This is a genomic window from Paraburkholderia sp. EG304, from assembly GCF_046543485.1.
GTDB classification, from domain to species: Bacteria; Pseudomonadota; Gammaproteobacteria; order Burkholderiales; family Burkholderiaceae; genus Paraburkholderia; species Paraburkholderia youngii.
The window spans coordinates 1-255 of record NZ_JBKGUA010000457.1 but is presented as its reverse complement, the minus strand read 5'-3'; the positions used below and the strand labels follow the sequence as shown (position 1 = coordinate 255).

Genomic DNA, 255 nt, shown 5'->3' with positions numbered 1-255 from the left:
CGGCGGGACGATCAGTCTCATGGTCGACAGCACGGGATTGAGCTTTGGGCGGGCGAGCCAGTGGTACGAGGCAAAGTACGCCCAGAAGGCCGCGCGCACGCCGTGGCGCAAGATGCATCTGTCGATCTACGCTGACATGAACGTACACGCGATCCGCATCACCACTACAGAAGTATCGGACAGCGAACGAATGGACGCCGTGCTGCCCGCTGACGTGCCGATGGATCGGGTGATTGCCGATGGCGCGTACTACAG

At 61.6% G+C, this 255-nt stretch carries 1 protein-coding gene; it reads left to right on the top strand.

Going from position 1 to position 255, the window contains the following annotated elements; genetic code table 11:
• Positions 1 to 19: 19 nt before the first annotated feature.
• Positions 20 to 255 (top strand): transposase (locus ACLFKU_RS44730; protein ID WP_410853517.1); only part of this gene is annotated, 236 nt, incomplete at its 3' end.